This window comes from Nitrospinaceae bacterium, assembly GCA_018669005.1.
Taxonomy (GTDB): domain Bacteria; phylum UBA8248; class UBA8248; order UBA8248; family UBA8248; genus UBA8248.
In genome coordinates, this window is sequence record JABJAL010000103.1 from 61206 (window position 1) to 81923 (window position 20718).

27 protein-coding genes are annotated in these 20718 nt (G+C 54.0%); 13 read left to right on the plus strand and 14 right to left on the minus strand.

Features of this window, described 5'->3' with window-relative positions:
* Positions 1-37: 37 nt before the first annotated feature.
* The 4 genes from HOJ95_16400 to HOJ95_16415 are packed head-to-tail and all read right to left on the minus strand — an operon-like array spanning position 38 to position 4068.
* Positions 38-1144, minus strand: a complete 1107-nt coding sequence (locus tag HOJ95_16400) for a hypothetical protein (protein MBT6396277.1) — start codon at positions 1142-1144, stop codon at positions 38-40.
* Positions 1145-1157: 13 nt separating this feature from the next.
* Positions 1158-1874, minus strand: a complete 717-nt coding sequence (locus tag HOJ95_16405) for a cyclase family protein (protein ID MBT6396278.1) — start codon at positions 1872-1874, stop codon at positions 1158-1160.
* 33 nt (positions 1875-1907) lie between these two features.
* The gene (locus HOJ95_16410) at positions 1908-2624 is read right to left on the minus strand and encodes a hypothetical protein (GenBank protein ID MBT6396279.1); all 717 of its coding nucleotides are present in this window, start codon (positions 2622-2624) and stop codon (positions 1908-1910) included.
* 10 nt (positions 2625-2634) lie between these two features.
* Positions 2635-4068, minus strand: coding sequence for a gamma-aminobutyrate dehydratase (locus HOJ95_16415; GenBank protein ID MBT6396280.1), 1434 nt, complete (start codon positions 4066-4068; stop codon positions 2635-2637).
* A 178-nt stretch (positions 4069-4246) separates the two neighbouring features.
* Here HOJ95_16415 and HOJ95_16420 point away from each other — a divergent pair, with 178 nt between their 5' ends.
* Positions 4247-4645 carry a hypothetical protein gene (locus HOJ95_16420; GenBank protein ID MBT6396281.1) on the plus strand — a complete coding sequence of 133 codons (399 nt, stop codon included), beginning with the start codon at positions 4247-4249 and terminating at the stop codon, positions 4643-4645.
* A gap of 101 nt (positions 4646-4746) precedes the next feature.
* Positions 4747-5523: a hypothetical protein gene (locus tag HOJ95_16425; GenBank protein ID MBT6396282.1), complete on the plus strand. Its 777-nt coding sequence runs from the start codon at positions 4747-4749 to the stop codon at positions 5521-5523.
* Between the two features lie 81 nt (positions 5524-5604).
* Here HOJ95_16425 and HOJ95_16430 read toward each other — a convergent pair whose 3' ends face one another.
* Positions 5605-5865, minus strand: coding sequence for a glutaredoxin (locus tag HOJ95_16430; protein MBT6396283.1), 261 nt, complete (start codon positions 5863-5865; stop codon positions 5605-5607).
* 402 nt (positions 5866-6267) lie between these two features.
* Here HOJ95_16430 and HOJ95_16435 point away from each other — a divergent pair, with 402 nt between their 5' ends.
* The 7 genes from HOJ95_16435 to HOJ95_16465 all read left to right on the plus strand — a co-directional run bounded on the left by HOJ95_16435 (position 6268) and on the right by HOJ95_16465 (position 11635).
* Entirely contained in the window at positions 6268-6879 is a 612-nt protein-coding gene (locus HOJ95_16435; GenBank protein MBT6396284.1) for a cupin domain-containing protein, read from the plus strand.
* A gap of 61 nt (positions 6880-6940) precedes the next feature.
* The gene (gene speD, locus HOJ95_16440; protein MBT6396285.1) at positions 6941-7345 is read left to right on the plus strand and encodes an adenosylmethionine decarboxylase; all 405 of its coding nucleotides are present in this window, start codon (positions 6941-6943) and stop codon (positions 7343-7345) included.
* Positions 7342-7809: an arginine decarboxylase, pyruvoyl-dependent gene (locus HOJ95_16445; GenBank protein MBT6396286.1), complete on the plus strand. Its 468-nt coding sequence runs from the start codon at positions 7342-7344 to the stop codon at positions 7807-7809. The genes speD and HOJ95_16445 overlap by 4 nt, the downstream gene beginning before the upstream one ends.
* Before the next feature lie 44 nt (positions 7810-7853).
* Positions 7854-8681: a polyamine aminopropyltransferase gene (gene speE / locus HOJ95_16450; protein ID MBT6396287.1), complete on the plus strand. Its 828-nt coding sequence runs from the start codon at positions 7854-7856 to the stop codon at positions 8679-8681.
* Complete coding sequence (gene speB, locus HOJ95_16455) at positions 8678-9556, plus strand: agmatinase (protein MBT6396288.1); 879 nt, start codon at positions 8678-8680, stop codon at positions 9554-9556. Before speE ends, speB begins: the two co-directional genes overlap by 4 nt.
* A 387-nt stretch (positions 9557-9943) precedes the next feature.
* The gene (locus HOJ95_16460; GenBank protein MBT6396289.1) at positions 9944-11110 is read left to right on the plus strand and encodes a citrate synthase/methylcitrate synthase; all 1167 of its coding nucleotides are present in this window, start codon (positions 9944-9946) and stop codon (positions 11108-11110) included.
* 99 nt (positions 11111-11209) lie between these two features.
* A complete protein-coding gene (locus HOJ95_16465) occupies positions 11210-11635 on the plus strand; it encodes a YjbQ family protein (protein ID MBT6396290.1) in 426 nt (141 codons plus the stop codon).
* A gap of 6 nt (positions 11636-11641) precedes the next feature.
* Here HOJ95_16465 and HOJ95_16470 read toward each other — a convergent pair whose 3' ends face one another.
* The 5 genes from HOJ95_16470 to HOJ95_16490 form a co-directional block, all read right to left on the minus strand.
* Positions 11642-12142: a CinA family protein gene (locus HOJ95_16470; GenBank protein ID MBT6396291.1), complete on the minus strand. Its 501-nt coding sequence runs from the start codon at positions 12140-12142 to the stop codon at positions 11642-11644.
* 12 nt (positions 12143-12154) lie between these two features.
* Complete coding sequence (locus tag HOJ95_16475; GenBank protein MBT6396292.1) at positions 12155-13189, minus strand: ketopantoate reductase family protein; 1035 nt, start codon at positions 13187-13189, stop codon at positions 12155-12157.
* A 70-nt stretch (positions 13190-13259) separates the two neighbouring features.
* A complete protein-coding gene (locus HOJ95_16480) occupies positions 13260-13721 on the minus strand; it encodes a cupin domain-containing protein (protein ID MBT6396293.1) in 462 nt (153 codons plus the stop codon).
* Positions 13722-14313: 592 nt separating this feature from the next.
* Positions 14314-15099, minus strand: a complete 786-nt coding sequence (locus tag HOJ95_16485; protein MBT6396294.1) for an SDR family oxidoreductase — start codon at positions 15097-15099, stop codon at positions 14314-14316.
* 135 nt (positions 15100-15234) lie between these two features.
* Positions 15235-16113, minus strand: a complete 879-nt coding sequence (locus HOJ95_16490; protein MBT6396295.1) for a DMT family transporter — start codon at positions 16111-16113, stop codon at positions 15235-15237.
* Positions 16114-16285: 172 nt separating this feature from the next.
* On the opposite strand from HOJ95_16490, the gene HOJ95_16495 reads away from it, so the two are divergent.
* A complete protein-coding gene (locus HOJ95_16495; protein ID MBT6396296.1) occupies positions 16286-16711 on the plus strand; it encodes a cupin domain-containing protein in 426 nt (141 codons plus the stop codon).
* Positions 16712-16740: 29 nt separating this feature from the next.
* Positions 16741-17160 carry a hypothetical protein gene (locus HOJ95_16500; GenBank protein ID MBT6396297.1) on the plus strand — a complete coding sequence of 140 codons (420 nt, stop codon included), beginning with the start codon at positions 16741-16743 and terminating at the stop codon, positions 17158-17160.
* Positions 17161-17184: 24 nt separating this feature from the next.
* On the opposite strand, the gene HOJ95_16505 is transcribed toward HOJ95_16500, so the two are convergent.
* The 4 genes from HOJ95_16505 to HOJ95_16520 form a co-directional block, all read right to left on the minus strand.
* Positions 17185-17607, minus strand: a complete 423-nt coding sequence (locus HOJ95_16505) for a hypothetical protein (protein MBT6396298.1) — start codon at positions 17605-17607, stop codon at positions 17185-17187.
* 215 nt (positions 17608-17822) lie between these two features.
* Complete coding sequence (locus tag HOJ95_16510) at positions 17823-18215, minus strand: hypothetical protein (GenBank protein MBT6396299.1); 393 nt, start codon at positions 18213-18215, stop codon at positions 17823-17825.
* Between the two features lie 72 nt (positions 18216-18287).
* On the minus strand, positions 18288-18683 hold the full coding sequence (locus HOJ95_16515; protein ID MBT6396300.1) for a hypothetical protein: 396 nt from the start codon (positions 18681-18683) through the stop codon (positions 18288-18290).
* A gap of 12 nt (positions 18684-18695) precedes the next feature.
* Positions 18696-19115, minus strand: a complete 420-nt coding sequence (locus HOJ95_16520; GenBank protein ID MBT6396301.1) for a hypothetical protein — start codon at positions 19113-19115, stop codon at positions 18696-18698.
* Between the two features lie 143 nt (positions 19116-19258).
* Between HOJ95_16520 and HOJ95_16525 the strand changes: the two genes are divergently transcribed.
* A complete protein-coding gene (locus tag HOJ95_16525; protein MBT6396302.1) occupies positions 19259-19711 on the plus strand; it encodes a hypothetical protein in 453 nt (150 codons plus the stop codon).
* Between the two features lie 14 nt (positions 19712-19725).
* Complete coding sequence (locus HOJ95_16530; protein MBT6396303.1) at positions 19726-20718, plus strand: zinc-binding dehydrogenase; 993 nt, start codon at positions 19726-19728, stop codon at positions 20716-20718.

The following is a 20718-nucleotide window of genomic DNA, read 5'->3' on the forward strand; positions in this document are numbered from 1 at the left end:
AAATTATAGCAAAAAAAGCCATTTGCCAACCACCCGTTTAATTGGCTGGCGCCTTGCCGGGCCAGTTTGAACCGGTAAGGCGGGTCCAGGCGTTTTTGAACGCAAGCCGCTGACGGGTGGGCGGTGTTAGGTGTTCTAATATGCGGCGCCGATAGCTTTGTATTCGAGCAGAATATATCTCGGGGGTCGAATATTTTATCGAACTGCCCGTATGAAAGTGAGAGATCCGCGATTCGAGCAGCGAACGCCATTCGGGCGAAAATCCTTCACCCGGATCGATCAGAAGATTCTCCCTCGGCTGGGAAAAAATGGTTTTAAGCTGTGGCGGCCGCTGGGTCAGTATAAAATACAGGTTCGGTCGGCGCAGGGTGATAGCGCGAATGAGCCCGTGGCCGTAGCCGGGTAGTTTCCCTGAATTGGGGAGATACCCGGCACGGTTCCATATGACGGAGGCACCGACATAGGCCCGAAACTGACGTTCAAGCCAGCCGAGTCCGTTGTCCTCGGGTTCCATATTGAGCCAGAGCGGCGCTTTTTTTTCCGCGGAAAGACGTAGAAGGGCTTCAAACGCGGCTTTTTGTCTTGTGATTTTATTGGCTCGGGGGTCTTTTTGTTCACCGTCCAGAATTTTTCCCGGGGCGAGGTTAAGAAAAACCCTGCCGATTCCATACGCGCCAGCTTCGAGTTCCTGGCGGGTTGAGGCCAGATGACCACTCCCGGGCGCAGACCATGAAATTCCTCTGGGCGAGGTTGTGAGTGGAATTATCCGAGCGGGATATCTTTGCACCGCTCGCGAGATCGTTTCTTTCTCGTGGGCCGAGACGGCAGCTAGTGCCACGCCGGAGAGATCCATGGTTTCGATCAGACCTGCCAGGTCAGTTTTGGGCGCCAGTAAAATATCCATGTCGATTATTGGCAGGTGACCTCCCTTGAGAAAAGCCTGAACAGTTTTTCGGTAGAGCGCGTTTCGACCCTCGCGGGTGGCAGGGGTACTCGCCGGGGTTAGCGAAATAGGTCTGGGGGCGGGGCCGCATCCCGCCAATAGTGCGCTTCCTGTAAAGAGCACTAAAACGAAAATTAAAACATGAAGCGTCTCTTTTTGAGGGGTCCACATTATTCGTCTTGTCTGCTTGATGTTGGCCATGCTTCGATTCCGATTATTCCATAATGGCGACGGCGCGGATGTGGGTGCCAGTGGCGCCCATCCAGTGGAGCGGCAGTACACTCACGGTGAAGCCATGTGCTTTGGGAATGTCGCCTAAATTGGCGAGGTTTTCAATGTGCCAGTACTCACGCTTTTGGAAGAGGCGGTGGCAGGGCCAGGGGTCTTTGCGATCAAGCATTTCTTTAATCGGTAAATCGAAGCCCGGTGCGTCGATGCCCATTACCTGAATGCCCTTGTCGATGAGCCATTCGGCGCTCTCGCCCACCATGCCGGGATGATCTGTTAGATAACGCGGCTCCTCGTTGTAGTCGGCAGCGCCGGTCCATAGCAGGACGATCTCGCCGCCCTTGAACTCGTAGCTCTCTTTGTCGAGTGCAGCCTGAAGATCGCCTTCTGTAATCAACTCGCCCGGTTTTTTGTGACGCATGTCGAGGCGTACACCGGGGCCGTAACATTTGTCGATGGGAATCTTCTCGGTGGGCGAGTCGAGTTGGCCGCCGTGGCTTCTGGCATCAATATGGGTGCCGCAGTGTTCGCTGAAGATGCAAACGCTGTGCTGGAAAAGCTCGGGAAACCCCATCTTGTCTGTGCCGACGCGTTTGGCCGACTCGAAAGTGGTTTCCACCGTTTTGATGAGCGGCTGGAGCGTGCCCGGATAATGCTGCATGTTCTGGTGCACAGGCATTGAAAGATCGATCAACTGGGGCATTTTTATCTCCACTTGATATGTAGCGTTCAGGTTCTATTTAATGCGGCCCGGTGCGTATTTGATGAAATCCCACCACCACATCTCACGGATGGGGCCAACAAGTTTGCCAATCGTCTCGGCACTTCGCGAAGTGCCTGTGGCGGCTTCTTTCCATTCCGCCGAACCGATGGGTTCGAGGGTGGACATTTCATAAATGGCGATGAGGGTCTGCTGGCCGTCTTGTTTGCCCTGCATTTTGGTTTCTGCGGTTTTCTCGTCTGAAACAGCATCTCGCCGGAAGAGCCGCGCCCGGACCACGCAGTCAAGCGCGCACAGACGAGGGAGGTGCTCCTCGCGATACCAGGAGATGACTTCCGCCTCGGCTCCCTCGGTCGGGTCGCACCGGAAGGTGTAGATGTAGGGTGGCTCGACGCGAGGCCTATCACCCGAGGTGGCCTCTAGCGTGTAGACGCCGCGCCGGGCGTCCTTGATGACACCCATTGATTTTTGGGTCCATGGGGTGGGGTTGTTGCGCGATTCGCGGTAGTAGGGGCTGTCGAAGGTGGCCAAATCCTCGCCCTCGAATACGGTGAGCCGCTTATGGTGTCCTTCGCCACCCTCGCTGTTGTAGCGGCGGCAGGCGATGTAGCCAGGGCCCTCGAGGCGCTCGGTCGTGTGCTCAAGATTGTGCCACTTGCGGATTTCCTCTTCCTTTTCCTTGGGAATGTTCGACCAGATAGCGGTGATGGCTTTCGCCTCGGGAAGGCTCATTTGTTTCTCCTTAATCCTTGATGTTCGCCAGCCACTTGGCGTATTCGACCGAAGGGGCAACCTTATGCTCGCGCCAGATGGTCATCTTTTCGGCCTCGATTGAGCCCTCGGCGTGGATGGCGAGGACGGCCTGGTAGCCGCCAAAATCTGTCGCCGTTATCTCGGCGATGAGGTTCATTAGCCGCAAGCGGTCACCAGCCGACACGCCGCCCGCCCCGCCCAGGTATTTTTCGACCAGCTCGCCCAGGCGTGGGTCGTTCATGTCCTCCTCGGTGGGCCCGGTAACCAAAAGCCCGCCCGCGATGTCTTGCACCCAGGCGAGGGCCTGGTGGTACCCGGTGGCAAAGTGGAGTTTGGCGATGTTCACCGTCTCGACATCGGGCACGGCGATGCCGTCCACGGTGCGACACTCTCTTGCCGCCTCGCGGGTCATTCCCCGCAGGATTTGCGCGTAGCTGATAAGCCGGGCGAGCTTGTCGCGGACATGGCCCGCGCGAAGGACGCCATTGTACTCGGCCATCAGGTAGGAGGCCCCGACGAACAAATCTACCAGCGGGAGCTTGTAGCTGATAGCCGTGAAGCGGTGATACTCAACGAAAGTTTTCGCAAGCGCCCCGGCCATTCCCACCTCGCCGTTCAGGAACACCCGATCCCAGGGCACTTTTACGTCCTCGAAGATTGTGAGCGTTTCCATCATCTTGTGTTTTGAGGCGATGGGGTACTCGAATTCGTTGCCGCCCCGCCCGTAGCCTGAGGCGATCATGGTGAGCCCCGGCGCATTTGCAGGCACCGCGCAGGCCACTGCATAAGCTTCGTCGCCCTCGCCCATTGCCCGCGTCGGCAAAACAATAATCTCGTGTGCGTTCGTCGAAACAGAAGTGTGAATTTTCGCACCGCGCAGGGTGATGCCCTCTGCGTCCTCGGAGACGACGCGGACGTAATAATCGGGGTGGTTCTGCTCGCCGGGGCCCTTTGCTCTGTCGCCCTTCACATCCGTCTGGGCGACGGCGATGGCAAGGTCGTTGTCGCGGCAATGCTCGTAGAATTTCTTGACGCGGGGTAGATACTCGGTCCCCATCTCGCGGTCCATGTGCTCGGCGATCAGATGAAGCGCGAACAGCGCGTCCGTGCCAATTTCTTTAATGAGGACCACCAGCGTCCCGCCCAGCGCCGTTGCCCGCTCGATGAGGGCGCTCCGCTTGAGCAGGTTTCCTGCGTTCCCTGGAATGTGGTAGTAGCGCGAGTAGGGGCCGTTTGGGCCCTCCACCACCGCTAGCTTCCTGTCATCCCCCTCGTGGGCCATCTCGTAGTCGATGGCGGCGTGATCCACCGCGACGCCAATCACCGGATGCGCCGCGACATCCTCAACCGCCTCCCCCCGGTAAAACACCCGCCGCCCGTCCTGCAGGCTTGCCTTGTAGTCGTCCGGACTCATCAGGGGCATTCCCGCGCCCTCCCTGGTTGCTGACTGGATGCCCTAGATTAGCCCCTATCGGCCCCGGCGTGAAGCGGGGAAGGGGTATCACCAGCACCGTGAATCCACACCGCCGTCGGAGCTATCGCGTTATACAGTTCCGGTCGGGTGGGCTAGAATGTATTTTCCAATTTTCAGGGAGAGCGGGATGGACCTGGCCTTAGTTGGCATCATTGTGGCGATTTTCTTCGGTGTCATCGGTGTCCTTTTGACAATCGGCGGGTTCATATTTTCACACCACCGAAGGGCGATGGAGCAACCCGAATCCCGAGAGGATTACATCCGCCGCCTGAATCATCCCGTTTATTTCCAGTTGCTCGAATCCTGTCTTGGCTGGATGGATGATTTTTTCGGCCCCCAGATGTCGCTACGCCCCTTTCGTTTCGAGTGGCGGGGTTTTTTCGTGTGCGAGGCCATTTCTCTTGGTTATGCCTACGCATCATTCGTCATTGGCTGGATGATGGGTGCGCCCGGCGCGCTGGGGAGAGTGTCGATGTTTTCCGATTCCGCACCGCTGGCTGGCTGCCGAACTGGCTTCGCGGGGTGATCATACTGGCGCTTCCGTTTGTGGTGTACTTTATTATCACAAGAGGGATTTCTGGAACAGAAAAAGTGGGGAAAAGATTCGGTCTGAAATTGTGGGGGCCGATGATGGGGTCTAGATTTTATCTCTTAGCCATAGCCATAGTCGTAGAGGTAGCCGTAGCCAGAGCCGGAGCCTTAGACAGAGCTGTAGCCAGCGGCGGAGCCGTAGCCGGAGCCTTAGCCGTAGCCGTAGCCGTAGCCTCAGCCTCAGCCTCTTATTTTAAAACGGGCATAATGGATGATTATTCCATCACGGTCGTTTTATTTTTAGTTGTACTTCCTTTTCTGAACGGGGCGTGGGACTGGTTCTCGCTCAGCGTCAGCCGCTGTCTCGGGGAGGATATTCTCAAGCGAAGGTCCGGCTTGAGGGCGCTCGGTCTTGCTTTGCTCGATGTGGCCGCCGCCGTGTTTTTTCTCTTCACCCTCGCCGCCGTTTTGATTCTCGGAATAGAGACTCTTGTCTACTTTGCGGAGTGGGATTTTAACCTCCAAGATTTTCTGATTGTCGCCGCCACTGACCCCTGGGGCCAGGGATTCTGGGTCTCGTTCATGCTTTTGAGCACACTTGTACCCACGGCGGCGCATTTCGCCGTCGTGCTTTTCGGCGTTGTCCCCTCGCTGGGCTGGGGGTTTAGAGGCACTCTGACAGAGAAGATAAACGGCACCGAGTCCAGGTATCTTCTTCCCGCGGTTTATTTCGCCTTCTGGGGAATTGCCTCGGTGGCGATGGTGATAGCGGGGTTCTGGGTGGTATTCTGGGGCATCGGCAAGAGCGGGTATCCGGTATCGCAAATGCTTTTGGATTACGCGAATTGGATTCTGGACCTCATCGGCTCTTAGCCGATCTAGTCCGAAATGGAATCACAAAAAAACCTCCCGCTCTGGGGAGGTTTTTTTGTGTTGATTCTGGTGGTCTGGCGATTACGCCTCGGCGGCGAGCTCATTGAGGCGGCCCTGCTTGTCGAGGTTCTGAAGCTGGGGAAAGCCGCCGATGGCCTCGCCGTTGATGAGGATCTGGGGGGCGGATTTGCCGCCCGTAAGTTCCATCATGGCGTCCCACTCGGGGGTGTGGCCGAATACGAGGTGTTCGGTGTATTCGAGCCCCCGCTTTTTGAGCAGCATCTTTGCCGCCATGCAGAAGGTGCATGGCTCGGTGGTATAGACTTCGATTTCTGTAGCCATTCAAAAACCTCCGTAGCTGGACCCTTGCCGGGCTCAGGTATGCCGGGCCTCGGGTTCGCGGACTCCCCTCTCGCGAAGAGGAAAGCTACCAAAAAAGGGACGCCCCCGCATCCCCCTCCGGTGGCCCGCTCGGGGCCTCGCACGGCGGCGGCGCTAAGTGTCTGATATTACCCCATTTTCAAAACCGGCCGATTCTCCCGGAAAACAAGGGGATCTCCCCGAATTTTTTGTTGACTTGAGGCCGGATTGAGGGTAAAAGATCGCCTCTGAAGTTTAATAAAGCGCTATTTGGATGAGTGGTTAACTAAACTCTTTTACCCTTGCCGGGGCGATCCGCCGGGGTGATTCGCGCCGGAGATAAACGGGCGTTCTGCCAACTGGGCTAACCGGGAGGGACAGCTAATGAGCGAAAAGAAAAACGGCGTCTCTCCCGCCAGGGAAAATGGAACGGCGCACGGAAACCATGGCGGCGAAATATGGCAGGTCGGCGAGCGCATTCACGATCTGAGGATGTCCTATGGGCTCACCCAGGAGGAGCTTGCCGACCGCTCGAATCTCACTAAGGGGTTCATTAGTCAGCTTGAGCGAGATCTAAGTTCACCCTCTCTTGAGAGCCTGGTGGGGATTCTTCGTGCGCTGGACACTGACATTGTCTCGTTTTTCAAGGGTCAGGATGAAGAGGATTTCGTGTTCGGGGAGGGCGATGTCATCAACTCGGACACCCATCCCGAGGTGGCCGGGTTCCGCCTTCTGGTTCCGGGGGGCGCCAATTGCAACCTGGAGCCGGCACTCGTCACGCTTGACCCAGGCCAGGAGATAGCCGAGCAATCTCACATGGGCGAGGAGTACGGCTATGTCCTGTCAGGAAAGGTGGCGGTGACCTGGGGCGAGCGTGAGCAGACCGCCAGCCGTGGGCAGAGTTTTTATTTTGTCTCCGACCGGGCGCACAAACTTTCAAACCCCTTCGCGAAGCCTGCGAAGGTTCTATGGGTTTCGTCCCCGCCAAGTTTTTAGGGCGGGAGTAGGTGGATGATGCCGGGGCATGGGACTTCGAAAACAAGGAGGCGGAAATATTTTGAATTCATTGGGCAGACATATTCTTTCTGAATTCTATGATTGCGCTCCCGAATTGCTTAATGATCCCGAGGCAATCGAGCTGGTAATGAGGAAGGCGGCGGAGGTCAGTGGTGCCACTATCGTTCAGAGTGTGTTCCACATGTTCAGTCCCCACGGGGTGAGCGGGGTAGTGGTTGTGGCGGAAAGCCATCTCGCCGTTCACACCTGGCCCGAGTACGGATTTGCCGCAGTGGACTATTTCACCTGCGGCGAGGTCGATGCCGGGGCGGCGATTCGCCACCTCAAGGAAAAATTTGGCGCAGAGCGCGTGACATCCCGAGAGGTGGGGCGTGGCATTTTTTCGGCGGGCGGCGATGGGAGGGGCGTTTTGGCCGGCCCCGAAAGCGGAGAGCAAAGAGCATGATTTACACTGTTCCATCTAAATACTATCTGGTTCGCGGTTGCGCCGAGGGTTTCACGACGTTGAATGCTTTTGACTCGGCGCTGCTGAACGCCGGGGTCGGCAATACGAATCTGGTTCGGATGAGCAGCATTCTTCCCCCGAAATGTGAGCGAATAGCACCCGTCAAGCTGCCTCAAGGAGCGCTGGTTCCGGTAGCGTATTCGACCATCGATTCTACCCGGCCGGGCGAGGTGATCACGGCGGCAGTGGCAATCGCGTATCCGACAGATGAGGATCACTGCGGCCTGATTATGGAGTATCACGAGGCGGCGCCGAAGGATGTGGTCGAGGAGAAAGTTTGTCGAATGGCCGAGGAGGGCATGCACTTCCGGGGCCAGACGATTAAACGGGTCGAGATCGCCGCCGCCGAGCACACGGTTGAAAATACGGGGGCGGCTTTTGCCGCCGTGGTTCTATGGAATTAAACAAACGCCCTTTTTCCCAGCCGGAGGCTCCAACGAGCGGGGAGATGTGGTTCACCGAGTATCAGTCCCCCGGCTGCGGCCTCACCCTCAGGGTCAAGAGATCTCTTTTCTCAGGAAAGAGCGATTTTCAGGATATCCAGATTTTCGACACAGAGGATTATGGTCGAATGCTCGTTTTGGACGGGGCGATTCAAACGACCGAACGGGACGAGTTCGTTTACCATGAGATGATAGTCCACACGCCGCTGTGTACACATCCAAATCCGAAACGGGTGCTTATCGTAGGGGGTGGCGATGGCGGCTGCGTGCGCGAGGTGCTTCGCCATCCGGAGGTTGAGCAAGTTACGCTGGTTGAGATTGACGGGATGGTGGTGGATCTTTGCCGGGAGTATCTTCCGAAAATATCAGGGAAACTTGGCGATCCGCGTGTTGAGGTGCGCATCGAGGACGGGGTGAAGTTTGTTCGGAATCATAAGAAGGCGTTCGACGTTATTATTGTAGATTCGACCGACCCGGTGAACATGGCCTCGCCATTGACGAGGGTGCCGTTTTTTCGGGCGGCGAAGGAGGCTTTGCGCCTAGGTGGACTGTATTGCTGCCAGTCCCAAGGACCGTTGTTTGAGGCACGGGGAATGCGCCGGGTGGCCCGGACGATTCGGAAGGTGTTTCCGGATGCGGCACACTACTGGGCCCACGTTCCGACCTATCCGGGTGGGGTGTGGTGTTTTGCCATCGCCTCTAAAAGCGGAAAGCGGCCCGAGAGGGTGGAGCCGCGCCCCCTGCCGAAAGGGGTGGAGACCCGCTATTATACGAGTGAACTTCATCAAGCGGCGTTTGCCCTACCTCAATATGTTCAGGAGCTTCTTGCGTGAGCACAGATAACACTGAGACGCCGCCGAGGAGAGAGTACTTTCTTGGCGCGGAAAAGAGATCGTATGAGGAGGCGCTCATTGCGCTATTTGGGTGTCCCTTCGATGAGACGGTGTCGTTCAGGGCTGGTGCCAGGAATGGGCCCGCTGCCATCCGAGATTATTCAGAGGTTCTTGAAACCTACAGCCCTGAGTTTGAAAAGGATCTTGGCGGTGTTGCTTTTTGCGACATGGGGGATCTTGTCCTGGAAGAGGAGAGGCTGGAGGCAAACCTTGAGATTATTAGCAACCGGGCGAGGGAGGTTCTCTCGGCGGGCAAGGTGCCTTTTGCGCTGGGGGGAGAGCATCTGGTGAGCTTGCCGCTTATTGTGGCGGCGCTGGAGCATCATCCGGATCTTGTTGTTTTTCAATGGGATGCGCATGCCGACTTGCGTGGGGATTTTGAAGGGGCGGTGCTTTCCCACGCAACGGTTATGCGGCGTGTCGTCGAGGCGCTAGGCGAGGACCGGATTGTCCAATATGGAATACGCTCGGGCACCCGTGAGGAATGGGATTGGATGACGAAACACATGACGGTGTGGCCGATGATCCCTGAAAATATGATGGCCGGGCTGGTACAGCATCAGGGGCGGCCCGTGTATTTGACGGTGGATGTGGATGTTCTCGACCCATCGGAGTGCCCCGGGACGGGAACGCCAGAGCCGGGTGGCTCAACTTTTGTGAATTTGATTGCGTGCATAAAGGCGATGCGCCAGGCGGGGGCGCCGATAATTGGTGTTGATGTTGTGGAGCTTGCGCCTAATATTGATAGAAGCGGCATTAGCGCGATTGCGACTGCGAAATTGGTCAGGGAGCTTCTCCTAAGCCTTCGAATTTAGCGGACCAAGCCTTCGAATCCAGCGGAAGAATCGGGATTAAAGCTGCTCGGGCTGAATATCCAAGCTTCCCAGGAGGGTTTCCAAGGGCCCAAATATCCTCCCCTATTTGATTTTAGTGAGATTTCAAGGCCCTGAAGGGGAGAATCAAGGAGGATTTACTTCTCCACCCTCCCCATTGAGAGAGGTTGTCCTGCCCGACGGGGGGTTTGCGATCAAGGCCATATTACCGGTATATTGGTGGGGCGTTGGGATGTAGCTATCAAATCGTACACCGTATACATTTTTATGCTCCTTATGAGCGCCATGTGCGTTCAATCGTATAAGTGTCTTACTATCAATGATTTTTGTGATGTCTTGATTTAGGGCTGAAATTAGCTGGAGGTGGATATGGCTGAAGAAAAACCCCGGCAGTTTGTCGGAAAAACCGAGTTTAAGAAGGGCCTCGAAGGTGCCATTACGAACGAAAGTGCCATCAGTTATGTAGATGGTGCCAACGGTAAGCTCATCTATCGTGGCTACAGCATCGATGATCTGTGTGCGGGCGGCGGGGGGTTCGAGGAGTGCGCCTATCTGCTGATAGATGGCTTGTTGCCCACTAAGGCGCAACTCGATGCCTTCAGTAAGGATTTGGCCGGCCGCCGGACTATTCCCCAGGAGGTCAAGGATATGATCACTCTCCTTGCCCCCAATACGCATCCAATGAACACCCTCCGCACAGCCGTTTCCATGTTGGGATGCCTCAATTCCAAAGAGTTCGAAGTGACGGTTGAAAATGATCTGGATATCGCAATGTCCCTCACGGCGCAGTTCCCCACCATCGTCGGGGCCATTCAGCGGGTAAGAAGCGGCAAGCCGATTGTGGACCCGGACCCCTCTCTCGGTCACTCCGAGGATTTCATGCGGATGATGACGGGCGAGCCTGCCGATGCTCGGACCGCAGAGGTTATGGACATGGCGCTCATCATCCATGCCGAGCACGGCATGAATGCCTCGACCTTTAGCGCAATGGTGACGAATAGCTCCCTCACAGATCTTTACAGTTCTATTTGCGCTGGCATCGGTTCCCTCAAAGGCCCTCTCCACGGCGGCGCCAACGAGGCAACGCTGAAAACATTCTTGGAAATTGGAGATCCGGCTAAGACCGACGAATGGTTCGCGGCCTCCAAGGAGAAGAAGCAAAAGGTGATGGGCTTTGGCCACCGCGTGTATAAAGCCTATGATCCCCGGGCGGTAATATTCGACCCTGTTGCCAAGGAATTTTCCGAGCGTGCGGGTTCAGGCCACCTCTACGAAATCGCCAAAAAGCTCGAGGCCCTCGTTGTCGCCGATCTCGGCGGCAAGGGAATATTCCCGAACGTGGACTACTTCTCGGGCCTGATTTACAACGCGATGGGAATCGACACCGACATGTTCACACCGATTTTCGCGGTGCCGCGCATCGCCGGATGGTCGGCACGTGTCCTCGAATATCTGCCCGAGAATCGTCTTTTCCGCCCGCGCGCGGTCTATGTGGGCGATCTTGAGGCGAGCTACACGCCGATTGATAAGAGGTAGAAGCGGTGTAGCTGTTTAAATCAGTAAAATCAGGGGCGGGTCTATGACCCGTCCTTTTTTTGTCCAGAGGGTTTTCAGGGTAGTCCGTTTGACGAGGCGATGAAAATGTCCACCTACGCGCATTCATTTCAGATTGATACGCAAGGATTTGCTGACATCAGGGACATTACCGGCGAGGTCTCGGAAGCTGTTCTTAAGAGTGGACTCGATTCGGGGGTCTGCGTGGTATTTGTTCCAGGTTCAACGGCCGGTGTGACCACCATTGAGTTTGAGTCAGGGGCTCTCGCCGACTTGAAGGAAGCCATTGCCCGCCTTGTTCCCGAGGGTGAGGCGTATGCTCACGACGCTCGCTGGGGTGACGGGAACGGGTTTTCCCATGTTCGTGCCGCGCTCTTGGGGCCCAGCCTTTCTCTGCCCTTCAGAGATAGGGTGCTAATCACCGGAACTTGGCAGCAGATTGTCCTGGTCGATTTCGACAACCGCCCGAGGCAGCGACGGATCGAGGTCCAACTCGTCGGCGGGTGAGAGGTTTTAGGAATTCCCCCTCACCGTTTTCTCTATCAGCTCAAGCGCGGCCTGGGTGAAGGCCCACATGTTTGCCACTCGATCTGCGCTTCCGGTTTCCAGGGTAATCACGGCATCCCTAGGCCCTGAGACACCAATACACGAATGACCTGCGTCATCCCCGTACCGGTTTCCCTTGGGTCCTGTGGCTCCGGTTTCGCCAACGCCCCAAGTGGAGCCCAAGTGCTCCCGCGCCGCCCGGGCGATGCGGAGGGCATATTCCTCGGTGCTGGGTCTCATGCCGTCGAAAGTGTCTTGCGGAAGATCAAGCATCTTGTTGCGCGACTCATAGGTGTAAAGCACCCCGCCTCCCAGGAAGTAGGCCGAAGCGCCTCCTATCGATAGCAAGGAAGCCGAAATCAACCCTCCGGCCGATGTTTCGGCTATTGCAATGGTCTCGCCCTTCTCTTTCAGAAGCGCTCCCAGTGACGTACCCATTTCATCTAGATTCGGCATGACATCCTCCATAAATGTATTGCTTTAAAGTGATTCAGCTATCTTCATTTTCAAAATTTCAAAGTTGGAAATATCCATTTCAAGCTCGCCCTTGTCGATCATTAGGGCAATTTCAGTCACGGCGTCGTTGTAGGGTGTCGGGATGCCCACCTCGCGCCCTTTGCTCGACACGAGGCCGTTGATGAATGCCATCTCGCTTCTGCGGCCCTTGATGTGATCCTGGATTGGGGCGGTTCTGGCGCGTGTCCCGACATGGCTCATCAGCGTTTTCATCGCCGTTATCAATACCTGATCGTCTGAGCCGGAAAAATCGTCAGCGTTCAAGCCGAAAACGGGTTCAATGTTGTAGCCGAGCGCGGTGCCCACCTCCATTGATTCTTTGCCGAGGTTCATTTGTATTTCAAGTAAACCATCCAGGCCCGCCGCCTCGGCATTCCTGGTGCCGAGTAGCCCGTAGGGACCCATCGTCATCGAATTGGCGAGAAGCTTTGTCCATCTTGAGCCGTAAATATTCTCGGTGATATCTACCTTCGCAACGTGGCTCAAGATTTCTTGAAGCTCCTTAACACGCGGGGTGACGGAGCCGTCGAGCTCCCCGATGCCAAACCAGGTGCCCTCATGGGTGGTGTTTCGCTGGACGATTCCTGGTGTGAATATTTCAGCAGAAAGCTCTATGGCGCAGCCTACAACGCGCTCGCGGCCCAATATGGATGCGTGTGAATCATCGTTCAGGCTATTTTGCAGGCCAACGAGCACACCGTCGCTCTTTAGATAAGGTTCAATGAATTCGACCATCCAGCGTCTGTCGTAAGATTTTACGCAGAGGAATACGATGTCGAACTGGGGGTACAGCGAGGCCATTTCGTAAAGATGGCAGGCATTTACCTGCACTTTAAGATCCATATCCGGAAATTTGATGTGCAGTCCTTTTTCTTTCATCACCTCAACATGCTCGGCCCACTGGTCAACGATGGTTACATCGTATTCCGCTTTCGTGAGGTCGGCGGCCACGCTGCTACCGATGGCGCCAGTGCCCAATACTGCAATTTTCTTGTCCATAATTTAAGCCCTTATAATGATTGGTCTGTCGATTCTTATAGCTGGAAATTATGCCATGGCCGCATTTTTTTTAATAATGAGACTCGAAACTAATCCCCTCGCGGCGGATGAGTTCATCGAGGTCGATGTAGGAGCGTTTTGTGTCCTTGTCGACCGTGAACTGCATCTTTTTCGACGTGTCGGTGGTGCCTCGGACGCTCAGCAGACGCATCGTCTCGGTGACTTCCCATTCGTGTGCCCCGGCGAGTCCGGGCGGGCAGTAGATCGAAGTTTCCGGGCCCACTTCATATTCTTTGCCTTCGATATCGCGGACAGTGGCGCGCCCCGAGATGACGAAGTAATAAGATTCAATCGGATGCCAGTGGAGTTTTTCGAGCGTCCCCGGGACAAACGTTGCCAGCGCAACCCGGATTCTGTCCGAAGGCCGGCCATCGCTTCCGATTATCGGCTGCTGGGTCTGACCTTCGGTCACCCCCTGATGGGATGCAATTTCGCTCTCTTTGATTACTTGAAGTGTCGATTTAATTTCCATGTCGTACTCCTTGAGAAAAAATGGCGCCCCAGCATGAAAACAAAGGGGCCTAAAGAGGGATTGTGCCATATTCATTTTGTCGAATGAATTAATACTACGCTGATATTGGTAATTTGTGGAGAGGAGAGGGAGAGTTATTAAACGTCCTGTTAGTCAGGCCACTATCTTGGGTGAATCTGCTCATTGGTTGAAATGTCTGACGGCGGCATGACTATTTTACGTGGCCATTCTTCCGGTGGCCATGCGACGATCTTAAAGCAATTTCCCATCCGACAAGAATTACTATCGCATCTATCCCCCAGTCAAGATACGTTTCGGTCGGTGCGTTAGAGGCGCTAACTCCTAGGATTGCAATGGCCATGTAGTAGAGCATTTTGATCTTCTGTAACTTTCCCCGCGCGCAAATCTTCTGCAAGGGTTTTGGTGTTCCAGAAGTAAATGCCGAATTTCTTCATGGTGAACCTTATTATGTTGAAAAAAATAATTAAAGGATGAGTGTCGAGAAGCAATCCGCTGCATAACTACGTAAAAGATAAGGGGCCGTGGTCTGCTTATTTTCAAGCAAAGGTTCTTTATTGAGGTGCTTGTTTTTCTAGATAGACCAACCTCTCCCACCGTCAACGGGTACGAGGGCGCCGGTCATGTAGGAGGCGGCGTCGGATGAGAGAAACACAGCAAGCTGGGCGGCCTCTGTCGGGTCTCCAAGGCGGCCAGTTGGATTCTGGGAGGCACGGAGTTTTTCTGCATCTTCAACCGTTATTTCGTGAAGCTTTGCATAGGTCTCAAAACCCCGGCGAAGCATGGGGGTGTCGAACTGGCCTAGAAGCACAGCATTTATGCGAATGCACTTGGGTGCCATAAGTTTGGACAGGGCTTTGGTCGCACTCAGTATGCCGCCTCCAGCGGCGGCAGCCATGACGTTCTCGGGTATCGGCTCTCTATAGACGGTAGCACCCATAAACACGACGGAGCCGCTTTCGCGCTCGCTCATTCGCGCAAGCACCTTTTGGGTGAGGTAAAGTGGGGAGACGATTCGATTCTTGAGAATCTCTTCCCACAGCGCTGGTTCGGTAGCAAAAAAATCGCCTGGATAGCTTCTCCCTGCATTGTTGATCAGTATATCGACGGGCCCCAGCTTATTTTCTGTTTCCTCAATTATTCGGTCCATGTCCGGGAGGTTGGCGAGATCGGCCTGGATTTCAAGCACCTCGGCTCCATCGCCGCGAAGTTCCTTTGCCACGCCCGCCATTTTCTCTTCATCCCGCCCGGTGATGGCCACTTTGGCACGGCCCTTGGCGTACAGGCGCGCAATTTCGAGGCCGATGCCGCTGGTTCCTCCCGTGACGATGGCGATTTTTCCATCTAGTTCGTAGTCCATTTTTTTGTCCCCTAAAATTTTTATTTGTTATGACAATACATGGCAGGCGAGGCTCTGAAGAATCTGCCTGCATGAGGAGCACTATTATCAAGTGCCGTTATTCGTTCCCGTCCATTCCAAGGCCGAGTATTCAGGTTATCTACCTGAAATAATTCCGAACGCGCCGGCGACGGCCAGAATGCCCCCGAACACGATACGGCGATTGATGAGTTCTTGTTTTCTGAAAAACAACCACGAGAAGAAAATTACAAGAAGCACAGACAGGCGGTTGAGAGGCACCACCCGGACGAGGTCGCCATATTTCATCGCACCCCAGAGGGTAATTGAGGCGAATCCGTTGAGAACTGAACCAAAGCATATTGCCAGAAGTGGTCTTTTTTCAAGAGTTTTCCACTTGACCCCATCGGTCAGAAATAAAAGGCCGGTCGTAAAGAATATGGCGGTCATACTGGCGGAGAGCATGCCGAAGGCGGGCGAGGGAATTATGAGAAGACCGCGCTTCACACTCATGTGGGCGAAGGAGAAGGACAATGTCATTACGAGAGGGACGAGGTAGTAGCGTAGCGGAAAATTCTTCTTTGCCTCTCCTTTGTCGAGGACGAGCAGAATCGAGCCGCACATGATGCCGATGGTTCCAGCCGCGATGGAGAAAGTCATCCGCTCGCCCAGGAACACGACTGCAGGCACCGCTGACCAGATTAATACGGTTTGCGCCATTACGGCGGAGCGGGCCATTCCGAGTAGCTTGATGGAAACCATGAGCATGAAGCGCCCAAAGAAAGTTCCGAAAACACCCACCGAGATAAACCAGAGTAGGCCTTCGAGCGGCCACTTCTCCAAGCCCCCTTCGGATTGGTAAACCAACAGGGCGATGGCTGTGCTGATCAGGGCGAGGATGAAATTCGATAGGGCTGGGGTGACTTTCGCGAGGCCCGAGGTGTAAAAAACGCGTGCTACCGCAATGAAAAGCGCTGACAAAATTGCCAGAAAATCAGGGTTCCATGAATCGAGCAACGGTATTACCTCTAGCATAAATTCATAATTGATTAGGTGGGCATTCTAGAACAATTGTGCGAATTTTGTTTAGTTCAGTAGTGAAAGGGTGACGTAAACTCCAGTTCTCCATTATAATAAATATTCATTTGATGTTCATGCTGACACTTTCTTTTACTCAAGGAGAATTTTAATGCCAGTTTATAAGATTTTCGAGATGGACAAGCACAAAGAGGAAGCATCGCCAGAGGGCGACATACAGCGGGTCAAGGGCGACCTGATGAAGGCGGGAATCGTGATGTATCCCAAGGGCAAGGGCGCGCCGCCACATTCACATCCGAACGATGAGCAGTTCAATCTGATCTTGGAGGGACGCCGGGTGATGATTCTCGATGGTGTGGTGACCGAGGTTGGCGCCGGCGACCTGATTCATATTCAACGCAATTCTGTCCACGGCGCTGGCCGCTCACTGGATGAAAAGTGTGTTTTCTTTGCAGTGAAAAGCCCGGCCGGCACCGGGGTCATGGGCGAGGACTATCAGGCGGTGGATAACGCTGATGATCTTATCCGCATGGTGGACGAAAGAGTGGCCGAGATAGAGGCTGAGGAGGGAAGTTAGCCTAATAACATTCAGCGGGAGGATTAGAGTTGAGTGAAGCCGAGGGCGTCCCTAAAAAATATGAGGTGTCTGTTCAGGCGATGGATGAGCAGTGCACCAAAGCGAGCGGCGACTACGATGATTTAACCCAGATGGGTGAGATGGATACAGAGGGGATAGCGGCGCTTTTGGATAAATTTCACCGACTCCCTTATCCTCAGCCGGAGCTGCCCGATGATCATTGTCAGCCGCAGATTCTTGTTTCACGAGATGATCAGTGGCTCTCATTTATTCATGACGGAGGCAGGCTCCTGGAGTGTCAGACCGATACGCATGTGAATTCCGAGGAGGGAGCTGCTCTGGTGGCGCGCTACTTTGCATCCATAAAGCCTCGCGAAAAGATTTGGCATTCTCTTAAATTTTCAGGAAAGGTCGGGCGGGTTATCGATTTTTTTCGGACTGTCCGGTAAATTCTTGAGAATGTAAGAAGAAACTCAGTCGTCGCCCTCGGCATATTCCTCAAAGGTGTAGAACAGCCCGTCAACAACACGGGCAGCCCGATCATCCACACCTTCTTCATCTAGAGTCAGATCGATGGCATAGCGAAACACGTCGTCGTGGTAGTGCTCTACCTTGTGTTCTGCATCCTCCTCGCCGGCCTCTTCCATGCCGTCGTAAATAAAATCGTCAATCGGATCCTTGCTGTCGAGAATAGCGTGTTCGATGTCTTCGTTGACGGTTCGATTTGAAGTGGCGAAGCTGATGCGGAGCTTGTTTTCTGGTTCATTTTTTTCTGCTTCGAACCAACACTCATCGTTAAATCTGAGCCGAATAATTTTACCCGCCGGATCGGGCTCCATCGTAAACCGGTCGTCTGCCGCGTAACGTTTGATCATTCCCGTAATAATATCGGCCACGTTGTAGCCTCCATAGCGTTTTAAAAATTTCATAGATGTCACAGGGTATGCAGCGCGAGGGAGCGCCACTCAACCTTGAAGGTGGCGCTAATATAGCGCGAAGTGGGACGGCGCTCCAGAGGAAACTGGAATTAAAAAAAAGATAAAAGTATCTAGATAGATTGGGTTTTGCGACCCGGCGCAGCCCTGTCCTTGTGGTGAGGTTTGGTGTTTCGTTATGCCACCGGAGGCTCAATGTATACCTCCTGCGCCTCCTCAATATTGCTCACTCCGATGTAGGTAAAAATCACAAAATCGGATTCGTCCCCGACATTTTCGAAGCAATAGATCTCCCCTTTGTGTACATAGGCGAAATCCTCGGCCGAAAAATCCATCTCCTCAAGCTGATGATCAGGGCCAACGAGGAGGCGGCCCTGGCCCCTCACCTTGTACATCGCCAAATCGGCGTTGACGTTAAAGTGGCGGCGGGTTCTACCTTTAGGAGGAATGGAGAAATTCCCCATTACGAAACCGGGATTTTCCACAATTTGATCGCTAATGCCGATTCGGGTGGTGGCCGGTACCGCGCAATCGAGGTTGTCTGTGTAGTCTCTGGAAATCGTTGACATTTCGTTATCTCCTGACAATATTTTTTATCATCGAATATAAAAATTCGTCCAATCTATGGGGCTGCCCGTACTTTATTTGTGCGGTGGTTCGATGAAAACAGTCCCAGCCTCTTTAAGTGAGCCGACGCCGGAATAGCAAAAAATAAGCTCCGTGAACTCGCCGCAGCCAATGGCGCTGTGTATCTCGCCCTTGGGGATGAAATTAAAATCTCCCGGGATAAAATCCTGCTCGGTGGTTTCGTGTTCTGGTCCGATGAGAAGGCGCACAGGCCCTTTTATTCGGTATTGTCCAGTGTTGCAGTGGTTGTGGTAGTGACGCTGGTTTTTTACATCAGGATTTGAGCGCGTAAGGCCCATGACAATTTTGGCGCCTTTTACCGTTTCCTCATTAATGCCGAAAAAAATTCCGCATGGCGGTTCATATTTCGTATTTACCTTGATGTCTTTCAAGTGAATTACCGTTGCCATTTAAATCTCCGTTTACGAAGTTGGCGGCTGTGTTGGCGCCTGCCTAGGTGGTTCGATAAACACCGTCCCGGTTTCCTCAAGGGAGCCGGCTCCAGGATAACAAAATATCAGTTCGTTAGATTCTCCAGTGCCCTTGGCACTGTGTAATTCGCCCTTGGGAATATAATGAAAATCCCCAGGCAAGAAATCCTTTTCACTGGTTTCATAAAATGCGCCGCTCATCAACTTGTCACTTCCCTTGATTTTGTACTGGCCTACTTTACAATTGTTGTGATAGTGGCGCTGGTTTCTCATGTCGGGGCCCGAGCGTGTAAGGCCCATGACAATCTTGGCCCCTTTTACGGTTTCCTTGTTAATGCCGAAAAAAATACCACAAGGCGGCTCATAGGTGGTGTTGGCCATGATGTCTTTTAAATGGATAACTGTAGCCAAGATGTTTTCTCCTTCAATTTGGGTTTGCCCGTATGTTTTGTAGGTAATTTTAATATAACATAACGAGTATCCATGCCCCACTAACTATCCGCCGAAGGCGGGTTCGAAATGTATTAACCTACTAGCGAATGGGAGGATTACCGATGGCGGAGCGACCCACCGAGATGGATGAATTTTTATGTGAGCCCCGCATGGCCCGTATTGCTACCGTGAAAAAGAATGGCACCGTCCATATGGTGCCGGTGGTTTATATTTTCAACCCCGAGGACGGTTCTTTTTTTGTCAGCACTGGTGCAGATTCACTCACGGTACGGAATTTAAAAAAGAACCCTTCTATTACCATTTGCGTGGATGACGATGAACATCCATTTCGAGCGGTGATTGTCGAGGGCGAGCCGGAGATATCAGAGCCCTTGGGAAAGGATCACGAAGGGCTCAAAAGGATTGTTGACCACTATTATCGCCCAGGCATGTGGGAGGAGTGGGAAAAATCGTCCTCAGCGGAGAAGATTCGTATCCGGCTGACCCTGAAACCGAGAAGTTGGAAATGGTGGAATCAACGACTTGGGACCAAAGGGTCTGTTCGAGTCGGCTAAATTGGGAGGATGAAATGGCAGCGGAGCAGATGAAAGTTCTTCAGATAGATGCGCACGGGGGCCCCGAGGTGATGCATCTTGCCGAGGTCTCTGTCCCTGAACCGGGGGCGGATGAAGTGCAGGTGAAGATGGAGGCATGCGGTCTCAATTTTTCAGATATCATGGCACGCGAAGGGCGCTATCTCAGAAAAATATCTTTGCCCCACATACTTGGTCATGAAATTTGCGGTGTCATAGAAAAAATCGGTCAGGGTGTTGAAGGTTGGAGTGTGGGCCAGCGGGTCTTGGCGACTACGCAATCGGGCGGTGGCTTGGCTGAGTATGTCGTTGTTTCAGAAACGAATCTGATGCTATGCCCCGATGAGCTTACTCCGCCTCAAGGGGCTGCGCTCCTTGTTCAAGGGCTTACATCGGTGATGATGATCGACAATGCCGCTAGTGTAGTGGCCGGGGAAACAGTTGTTGTCCACGCGGCGGCGGGCGGCGTGGGTACGCTCGTTGTTCAGATTGCACGCGCAAAAGGAGCGCGGGTAATTGGAACCGCCTCAAGCAATTTGAAGTGTCGCCTTATTGAAGAGTTGGGTGCAGTAGCAATTAATTATAGTGAAACCGATTGGGTAAAAGAGGTTCTTGCACTGACGGAGGGCAAGGGGGCTGAGGTGATTTTTGAATCCGTGGGTGGTGAGGTTCTAGCCCGTTCCTATCGAGAGGCGCTGGCTGACTTTGGACGCCTCGTAGTCTACGGGGTCGCAAGCGGCGATGTCGTAAATTTTGACAACTACGAAGTTCTTGCTTCGAACAAATCGTTGATTGGTTTTTGGCTTGGTCCCCACCTGGTGGGTCATCCTGATCGGGTCATCGCGGCTAAACAACGCCTTGTGGACATGGTTCAGAGGGAAGAAATTCGTCTTATTGTAGAGAAAACTTTTCCTCATGAGCGGGCGGTAGACGCCTTCGAGCATTTGCAGGGACGAAAAAGCATGGGCAAGGTCGTTGTCACGGCCTGA